General features: G+C 41.8%; 10 protein-coding genes. 1 reads left to right on the top strand and 9 read right to left on the bottom strand.

Annotation, left to right across the window (positions count from 1 at the left end; translation table 11 throughout):
- Positions 1–12: 12 nt before the first annotated feature.
- The 6 genes from rpsS to rpsJ all read right to left on the bottom strand — a co-directional run bounded on the left by rpsS (position 13) and on the right by rpsJ (position 3,191).
- The gene (gene rpsS / locus EKM80_RS10865; protein ID WP_125553145.1) at positions 13–297 is read right to left on the bottom strand and encodes a 30S ribosomal protein S19; all 285 of its coding nucleotides are present in this window, start codon (positions 295–297) and stop codon (positions 13–15) included.
- Positions 298–417: 120 nt separating this feature from the next.
- Positions 418–1,257 carry a 50S ribosomal protein L2 gene (rplB, locus tag EKM80_RS10870; RefSeq protein WP_125553146.1) on the bottom strand — a complete coding sequence of 280 codons (840 nt, stop codon included), beginning with the start codon at positions 1,255–1,257 and terminating at the stop codon, positions 418–420.
- A 34-nt stretch (positions 1,258–1,291) separates the two neighbouring features.
- Positions 1,292–1,576: a 50S ribosomal protein L23 gene (gene rplW / locus EKM80_RS10875; protein WP_125553147.1), complete on the bottom strand. Its 285-nt coding sequence runs from the start codon at positions 1,574–1,576 to the stop codon at positions 1,292–1,294.
- A complete protein-coding gene (gene rplD, locus EKM80_RS10880) occupies positions 1,576–2,199 on the bottom strand; it encodes a 50S ribosomal protein L4 (RefSeq protein ID WP_125553148.1) in 624 nt (207 codons plus the stop codon). The genes rplW and rplD overlap by 1 nt, the downstream gene beginning before the upstream one ends.
- Before the next feature lie 20 nt (positions 2,200–2,219).
- The gene (rplC, locus tag EKM80_RS10885; protein ID WP_125553149.1) at positions 2,220–2,852 is read right to left on the bottom strand and encodes a 50S ribosomal protein L3; all 633 of its coding nucleotides are present in this window, start codon (positions 2,850–2,852) and stop codon (positions 2,220–2,222) included.
- A gap of 30 nt (positions 2,853–2,882) precedes the next feature.
- The gene (gene rpsJ, locus EKM80_RS10890; protein ID WP_125553150.1) at positions 2,883–3,191 is read right to left on the bottom strand and encodes a 30S ribosomal protein S10; all 309 of its coding nucleotides are present in this window, start codon (positions 3,189–3,191) and stop codon (positions 2,883–2,885) included.
- A 363-nt stretch (positions 3,192–3,554) separates the two neighbouring features.
- Between rpsJ and EKM80_RS10895 the strand changes: the two genes are divergently transcribed.
- Positions 3,555–4,109, top strand: coding sequence for a cysteine hydrolase family protein (locus tag EKM80_RS10895; RefSeq protein WP_125553151.1), 555 nt, complete (start codon positions 3,555–3,557; stop codon positions 4,107–4,109).
- 64 nt (positions 4,110–4,173) lie between these two features.
- Here EKM80_RS10895 and fusA read toward each other — a convergent pair whose 3' ends face one another.
- The 3 genes from fusA to rpsL form a co-directional block, all read right to left on the bottom strand.
- Entirely contained in the window at positions 4,174–6,273 is a 2,100-nt protein-coding gene (gene fusA, locus EKM80_RS10900) for an elongation factor G (RefSeq protein WP_125553152.1), read from the bottom strand.
- A gap of 165 nt (positions 6,274–6,438) precedes the next feature.
- A complete protein-coding gene (gene rpsG / locus EKM80_RS10905; protein ID WP_125553153.1) occupies positions 6,439–6,909 on the bottom strand; it encodes a 30S ribosomal protein S7 in 471 nt (156 codons plus the stop codon).
- A gap of 71 nt (positions 6,910–6,980) precedes the next feature.
- The gene (rpsL, locus tag EKM80_RS10910) at positions 6,981–7,394 is read right to left on the bottom strand and encodes a 30S ribosomal protein S12 (protein ID WP_003680373.1); all 414 of its coding nucleotides are present in this window, start codon (positions 7,392–7,394) and stop codon (positions 6,981–6,983) included.
- Between the last annotated feature and the right edge of the window lie 303 nt (positions 7,395–7,697).

Raw genomic sequence — 7,697 nt, forward strand, 5'->3', positions numbered from 1 at the left:
TCCTCCTCTCGCTTATTTCGCTACTTTAGTTTTGCGGTCATCGGTTCCGTGACCATGGAATGTCCGTGTTGGAACGAATTCGCCTAATTTATGACCGACCATGTCGTCTTGAACATAAACTGGGACGTGTTTCCTTCCGTCATATACGGCAATAGTATAACCAATAAAACTTGGGAAAATTGTCGAACGACGAGACCAAGTTTTAATAACGGTCTTTTTGTCTGAATCGGCTTGTGCAGCGATTTTTTTCAATAAATGGTCATCAGCGAATGGTCCTTTTTTTAAGCTTCGGCTCATTATGAAACCTCCTTTTCATAAGTCAGGTCAACTTCGAAAAGTGACACGGTCTGACTTGCAAATGCAGATGTCCTCCTATAATAAATAGAAGGGCTCTGGTGTAACTTGTTTAATTTAGAATTAATGTTTGCCTCGTTTACGACCACGAACAATGAATTTAGATGATTGTTTGCGTGTATTACGAGTCTTTTTACCAAGGGTTTTCTTACCCCATGGTGATAATGGTGATGGACGGCCGATTGGTGCCTTACCTTCACCACCACCGTGTGGATGGTCGTTAGGGTTCATTACAGAACCACGGACTGTAGGACGGATACCCATCCAACGTTTACGACCAGCTTTACCGATGTTGATCAATTCATGTTGTTCGTTACCAACAGCACCGATCGTTGCACGGTTAACTTGTAAGATCATGCGAACTTCGCCTGAACCTAAGCGAACCAATGCGTACTTACCCTCTTTACCCAAAATCTGAGCTGAAGCACCAGCAGAGCGAACTAATTGTGCGCCATGACCAGGTTTCAATTCGATATTATGGATGATTGTACCAACAGGAATATCAGAAAGTGCTAATGCATTACCAACCTTGATATCGGCAGTTGGGCCAGATTGAACTTGCATGCCAACTTCTAATCCTTTTGGTGCAATGATATAAGTTTTAATACCATCTGTATATTGTAGTAACGCAATGTTAGCTGAACGATTTGGATCGTATTCAATAGCTTTAACGATTGCAGGTACATTATCTTTTTGGCGCTTGAAGTCGATCACACGGTATTGACGCTTGTGACCGCCGGCGCGATGACGAACTGTGATATGGCCATGAGCATTACGGCCCGCAGTTTTTGTCATATATTCGGTTAATGACTTTTCAGGTTTTGTTTTTGTGATTTCAGCAAAATCAGAACCAGTCATGTTCCGCCGACCGTTTGTAGTCGGTTTGTATTTTCTAATCGCCACGCGTTTCCCCTCCTAGTATCAATTTAAAATTGATTTATTTTTCGAAAATTGTAATTTCTTTTGAATCGTCAGTTAAAGCAACAACTGCTTTACGACGTTTCTTAGTCATACCGGCATAACGACCTTGGCGCTTTAACTTACCACGTACGTTAGCGATATTAACGTTTTTAACTTTAACGTCGAAGATTTCTTCAATCGCATACTTGACTTGTGTCTTGTTTGCGCGAACGTCTACTTCGAACGTATATTTTTTGTTGTCCATCAAACTCATTGATTGTTCAGTGATCCATGGGCGTAAAATAATTTCGCGTGCTTCCATTATGCAAGAGCCTCCTCTACTTGAGAAAGAGCAGCTTGAGTCAGGATTAATTTATCGTTAGCTACGACATCAAGCACGTTAATACCATCTGCGGAAACCACAGAAACATTAGGCAAGTTACGTGCAGCAAGTGCAGCTTGATCGTTACCATCTTCAAGAACTACTAATGCTTTAGTTTGTACATCTAAGCTCTTAAGGCTTTCTGCAAAAAGTTTTGTTTTAGGTTGTTCGAAGCTGAATGCATCAACAACGATGATGTCACCATCAATCACTTTTTGGGAAAGAACGGACTTAATTGCTAAGCGACGTACCTTCTTCGGTAATTTATAGCTATATGAACGTGGTGTAGGGCCAAAGACAATACCACCGCCACGCCATTGAGGTGAACGGATAGAACCTTGACGCGCACGACCAGTACCTTTTTGACGCCATGGTTTACGGCCACCACCACGAACGGCACTACGGTTTTTAACCGCATGTGTACCAGAACGTAATGATGCACGTTGCATGATGATTGCATCAAAGACAACGTTATCGTTAGGGGCAATACCAAAAATGTCATCGTTCAATTGAACGTCGCCGTTTTGGCTGCCATCTTGTTTGTATAATGCTACATTTGGCATTTGTAATCCTCCCTTCCTGATTATTTAGCTGCCTTAACAGCGTTTTTAATTGTAATAAGTGATTTCTTGGCACCAGGGACGTTACCCTTGATCAAGATCACATTACGGTCTGTATCAACACGAACGACTTCTAAGTTTTGGATAGTAACGGTGTTGTTACCCATCCGGCCTGGTAATTGTTTGCCTGGGAATACCCGGTTAATAATGGCACCCAATGAACCAGGACGACGATGGTAACGAGAACCATGCGCCATAGGTCCACGATGTTGGTTGTTCTTTTTGATAACACCTTGGAAACCATGACCCTTTGTTGTACCCGTGACGTCGACGATTTCGCCAGCCTCGAATGTATCAACTTTGATTTCATCGCCAACCTTGATATCTCCTAAGTCTACATCGCGAAATTCTCGAATGAAGCGCTTAGGAGTCGTATTTGCTTTTGCAACATGACCCTTAGCAGGTTTGTTTGATAAAACTTCGCGCTTGTCTTGAAAACCGACTTGGACAGCATCGTAACCGTCAGTTTCTGGTGTCTTTAATTGCAATACCACGTTAGGTGTTGCTTGGATAACAGTAACTGGGATTAATTCGCCGCTCTCGGTGAAGACTTGCGTCATACCTACTTTTGTTCCTAAGATTCCTTTTCTGGTCATGAGTACACCTCCAATTTAATTGTATTTGAACTATAATTTAATTTCGATATCCACACCACTTGGTAAGTCTAACTTCATCAAAGCGTCAACAGTTTTAGGTGTTGGGTTGATGATGTCGATCAAACGTTTGTGTGTGCGCATTTCAAATTGTTCACGTGAGTCTTTAAACTTATGTGTTGCGCGAATAACTGTGTACAATGTACGGTCAGTTGGCAACGGAATTGGACCAGAGATCGTAGCCCCTGTCCGTTTTGCTGTTTCAACAATCTTTTCAGCAGATTGATCTAAGATGCGATGTTCATAAGCCTTTAGGCGAATACGAATCTTTTGTTTTGCCATGTTTTTCCCTCCTTCGTTCATTTTAAAAATAAACTAGCTCCGTGAAAATTCCCAATACACTCTGCCATGGCAAAGCGGCCGGGTGTGTCGCAACCTTCCACATCAATGCTAATTCTAGGTTTCCCTAGGGGCTGTTCCATCTCTGAAATCAGCACCTTGTCTATTATACGAGAAAGCTCTTATTACTGCAAGCTCTTTTTGAAAAAAGCTATACAGTAACTTTTTTTAGCGCGTATCCATGTAAATCAACGTTGCCTATCATACAGCAAATCATGGTTCAGATGCAATTCTTTTTACTTTGGTTGACAAGACACCTAGTAAAACTTAAACTTAGCTCAATCAATAATATGGAGGTAATCTTAATTGACTAACACTGCTTTACTAATCATTGACTACACAAATGATTTTGTTGCTGATGCTGGTGCCTTAACCGCCTGCAAACCTGCTCAAGACATCGCACCAAATATCGTCACGCTGGCACAACAGTTTGTCGCAGCCAACGCTTGGGTCTATTTACCAACTGATGTCCATACGCCGGGTGACCCCTACCATCCAGAAAGTAAATTATTTCCCGCGCACAATGTAGCCGGTAGTTGGGGCCGCGAATTATATGGGCAATTAGCACCATGGTACCAGCAAAATCAGCACCAGCCACAAGTCACACAATTTGCTAAGACACGCTATAGTGCATTTGCTGGTACTGATCTTGATCTGCGCTTACGTGAACGGCAAATTAAGACGCTACACTTAACTGGCGTCTGTACCGACATTTGTGTATTACACACTGCGGTTGATGCTTATAACCTAAATTACCACTTAGTCATCCACAGAAGCGCTGTCGCAACGTTTACACCTGCTGGGCAGGAATGGGCGCTGAACCATTTTGCCACTGCTCTCGGCGCTGAAATCGCTGATTAAAACAAAAAATCCGTTCATCACGAAGTAGCGTGAGAACGGATTTTTTAATGCACGTTCGCAGAAATTAATCTGCAGCAGGTGTGCCGCCATTTTTCTTAATGATTTCAGCTTGGACAGACTTAGGTACAGCTGCATAATGATCAAATGTCATTGTGAACGTACCACGACCCTGTGTTGCTGAACGTAACGTTGTTGCATAACCAAACATTTCAGATAAAGGAACCATGGCGTTAACCATTTGCGTATTACCGCGAGCTTCCATACCTTCAACTTGGCCACGACGAGCCGTTACATGGCCCATAACGTCGCCTAAATTATCTTCAGGTGCAACGATTTCGACCTTCATGATTGGTTCTAGGATCACTGCGCCAGCTTTTTTAGAAGCAGCACGAAGTGACATTGAAGCGGCAACCTTAAATGCAGCTTCACTAGAATCGACATCATGATAAGAACCATCGTACAAGCGAGCCTTAACGTCAACTAATGGATAGCCGGCTAAGACACCGTTAGCCATAGATTCTTTCAAACCTTGTTCAACGGCTGGAATAAATTCACGTGGAACGACACCACCGACGATGTTGTCTTCGAATTCGAAGCCAGCGCCTTCTTCGTTAGGTGTAAATTCAACCCAAACATCACCATATTGACCTTTACCACCAGACTGGCGAACAAACTTACCTTGTGCGGAAGCTTGTTTCGTGAAGGTTTCACGGTAAGCAACTTGTGGTGCACCAACTGTTGCTTCAACGTTAAATTCACGACGCATACGATCAACGATAATGTCCAAATGCAATTCACCCATGCCGGCGATCAAAGTTTCACCAGTTTCAGGGTTAGTTTCTGCCTTGAAACTTGGATCTTCTTCAGCCAACTTTTGTAATGCAATATCCATCTTATCTTGATCAGCTTTGGTCTTAGGTTCGATAGAAACTTGGATAACTGGATCAGGGAATTCCATTGATTCAAGAATCAATGGGTGTTTCGTATCCGTTAATGAATCACCAGTTGTTGTGTTCTTCAAGCCAATTGCCGCAGCAATATCACCAGAAAAGACTTCAGGAATTTCAGTACGATGGTTAGAATGCATTTGTAGCAAACGACCAACACGTTCACGAGTATCCTTAGTTGCATTTAAGACGTATGACCCTGATTCCAAAGTACCGGAGTACACACGAATAAAGGTTAAACGACCAACGAATGGATCCGTTGCAATTTTGAAAGCCAAGGCAGCGAAGTTCTTGTCATCGCCGGCAACCAATTCAACATTTTCACCTGTATCAGGGTCTTTTGCTGGGTAAGGTTTAACATCAAGTGGTGATGGTAAGTAATCATTGACTGCATCCAACATCATTTGGATACCTTTGTTCTTGAAGGCTGAACCAGCTAAAACTGGGTAAGCTTCCAAGTTCAAAGTTGCTTTACGAATTGCAGCTTTGATTTCATCAACTGGAATATCTTGACCATCAAGATATTTTTCCATAATGCCATCATCAACGTCAGCTAATTGTTCAACCAATTGAGTACGACGTTTTGCTGCTTCTTCTTTGTAATCGTCAGGAATGTCAACAGTATCCCATTTAGTTCCTAATTCGTCTTCGTCATAAAGATCAGCTTTCATTTCAACTAAGTCAATAACGCCTTCGAATTCATCTTCAGCGCCGATTGGCATTTGGATTGGCAAGGCATTAGCTTGCAAGCGATCTTTAATAGTAGAAACAGAATAATCGAAGTTTGCACCGATCTTATCCATCTTGTTAGCGAACACGATCCGGGGAACACCATAAGTGGTCGATTGACGCCAAACATTTTCAGTTTGTGGTTCAACACCAGCTTGGGCATCCAAAACAACGACGGCACCATCTAAGACACGCAGAGAACGTTCAACTTCAATTGTGAAGTCAACGTGTCCTGGAGTATCGATAATGTTGATTCGATGGTTCTTCCATTGAGCAGTTGTTGCTGCGGAAGTAATTGTAATACCACGTTCTTGTTCTTGTTCCATCCAGTCCATTTGTGAAGCACCTTCATGGGTTTCACCAATTTTATGGATTTTACCAGTGTAATACAAGATACGCTCAGTTGCCGTTGTTTTACCAGCATCAATATGGGCAACGATCCCGATATTACGTGTTCTTTCTAATGGAAATTCACGAGTGTTTGCCATTGTAAGAATGTTTCTCCTCTCATCAAAAAGCCGTTTAAGCGGCTTTAGTTAATAGTAACTTGAATATTTTTAGTTTATCCGCGTTTTAAAAGCACACTTTTTTCAGCAAAAGGGGCTACTATATGGAAACACATATAATAGCCCCACTTTAACCGATAAGTTAGATTACCAACGATAATGTGCAAATGCACGGTTAGCGTCAGCCATTTTGTGCGTATCTTCACGCTTTTTAACTGCTGCACCAGTGTTGTTAGCAGCATCCATAATTTCACGTGCTAAGCGTTCATCCATTGTATGTTCGCCACGTTGACGTGAATATTGAACCAACCAACGTAAACCTAATGTTGTACGACGATCAGGACGTACTTCGATAGGTACTTGATAGTTAGAACCGCCGACACGACGAGCCTTAACTTCAAGAACTGGCATAATGTTCTTCATTGCTTGTTCGAAAACATCCAATGGGTCATTACCAGTTGTTGATTTGATATTATCAAATGATTTGTAAAGAATTGTTGACGCAGTACCACGTTTGCCATCAACCATCAAACGGTTGATCAAGCGAGTAACCAATTTAGAATTATAAATTGGATCTGGTAACACGTCACGTTTTGCTGCAGCGCCTTTTCTTGGCATATTACGTAACCTCCTGAATCAGCAAGTCGAGCTTGCTAACATATTATTGTTTTTAGCGTTATTTAAGTGTTTTATTTCTTAGGACGTTTTGTACCGTACTTAGAACGGCTTTGCATACGGTCAGTAACACCGGCTGTATCTAAAGCACCACGAACGATATGGTAACGTACACCAGGTAAATCCTTAACACGACCGCCACGGATCAAAACAACACTATGTTCTTGCAAGTTATGGCCAATACCAGGGATATAAGCAGTAACTTCAATTAAGTTTGACAAACGAACACGTGCGTATTTACGCAATGCTGAGTTAGGCTTCTTTGGTGTCATAGTGCCGACACGAGTAGCTACCCCGCGTTTTTGTGGTGCAGGATTGTTTGTTTGGATTTTTTTCATACTGTTGTACCCGAAGTTTAAAGCAGGTGCATCAGATTTGGTAGTTCTAGATTTACGACCTTTACGTACTAATTGGTTAATCGTAGGCATCTAATAATTCTCCCTTCTCTATTAAATCAAAAATATAAGTCCACACTTCCAGGTGTCTCTTTTTTAAATGTAGTCAATTACGCGCAATAAAAAAGAGTGATAACACATCCAGAAATCAATGTGCAGTCGCTCACAGTCAGCACGCCATAATTAAATGGAAAACTGTTCGACAAAAAGCACCTTTGTTAGAATAACATGCTATTTTCACAGTGTCAACTCGCGTTAGTAAACAAATTCAGAATTTTTTTACTGCCGGATTTAAAATAGAAGTGCAACATAAATAAAACTAGACCAAAAGGGCCA

It is taken from the genome of Loigolactobacillus jiayinensis (genome assembly GCF_003946445.1).
Lineage (GTDB): Bacteria > Bacillota > Bacilli > Lactobacillales > Lactobacillaceae > Loigolactobacillus > Loigolactobacillus jiayinensis.

Coding starts and splice junctions, on each gene's coding strand:
- fusA (WP_125553152.1), bottom strand. CDS start 6,273: ATGGCAAACACTCGTGAATTTCCATTAGAAAGAACACGTAATATCGGG.
- rpsJ (WP_125553150.1), bottom strand. CDS start 3,191: ATGGCAAAACAAAAGATTCGTATTCGCCTAAAGGCTTATGAACATCGC.
- rplC (WP_125553149.1), bottom strand. CDS start 2,852: ATGACCAGAAAAGGAATCTTAGGAACAAAAGTAGGTATGACGCAAGTC.
- rplW (WP_125553147.1), bottom strand. CDS start 1,576: ATGGAAGCACGCGAAATTATTTTACGCCCATGGATCACTGAACAATCA.
- rplD (WP_125553148.1), bottom strand. CDS start 2,199: ATGCCAAATGTAGCATTATACAAACAAGATGGCAGCCAAAACGGCGAC.
- rpsS (WP_125553145.1), bottom strand. CDS start 297: ATGAGCCGAAGCTTAAAAAAAGGACCATTCGCTGATGACCATTTATTG.
- rpsG (WP_125553153.1), bottom strand. CDS start 6,909: ATGCCAAGAAAAGGCGCTGCAGCAAAACGTGACGTGTTACCAGATCCA.
- rpsL (WP_003680373.1), bottom strand. CDS start 7,394: ATGCCTACGATTAACCAATTAGTACGTAAAGGTCGTAAATCTAGAACT.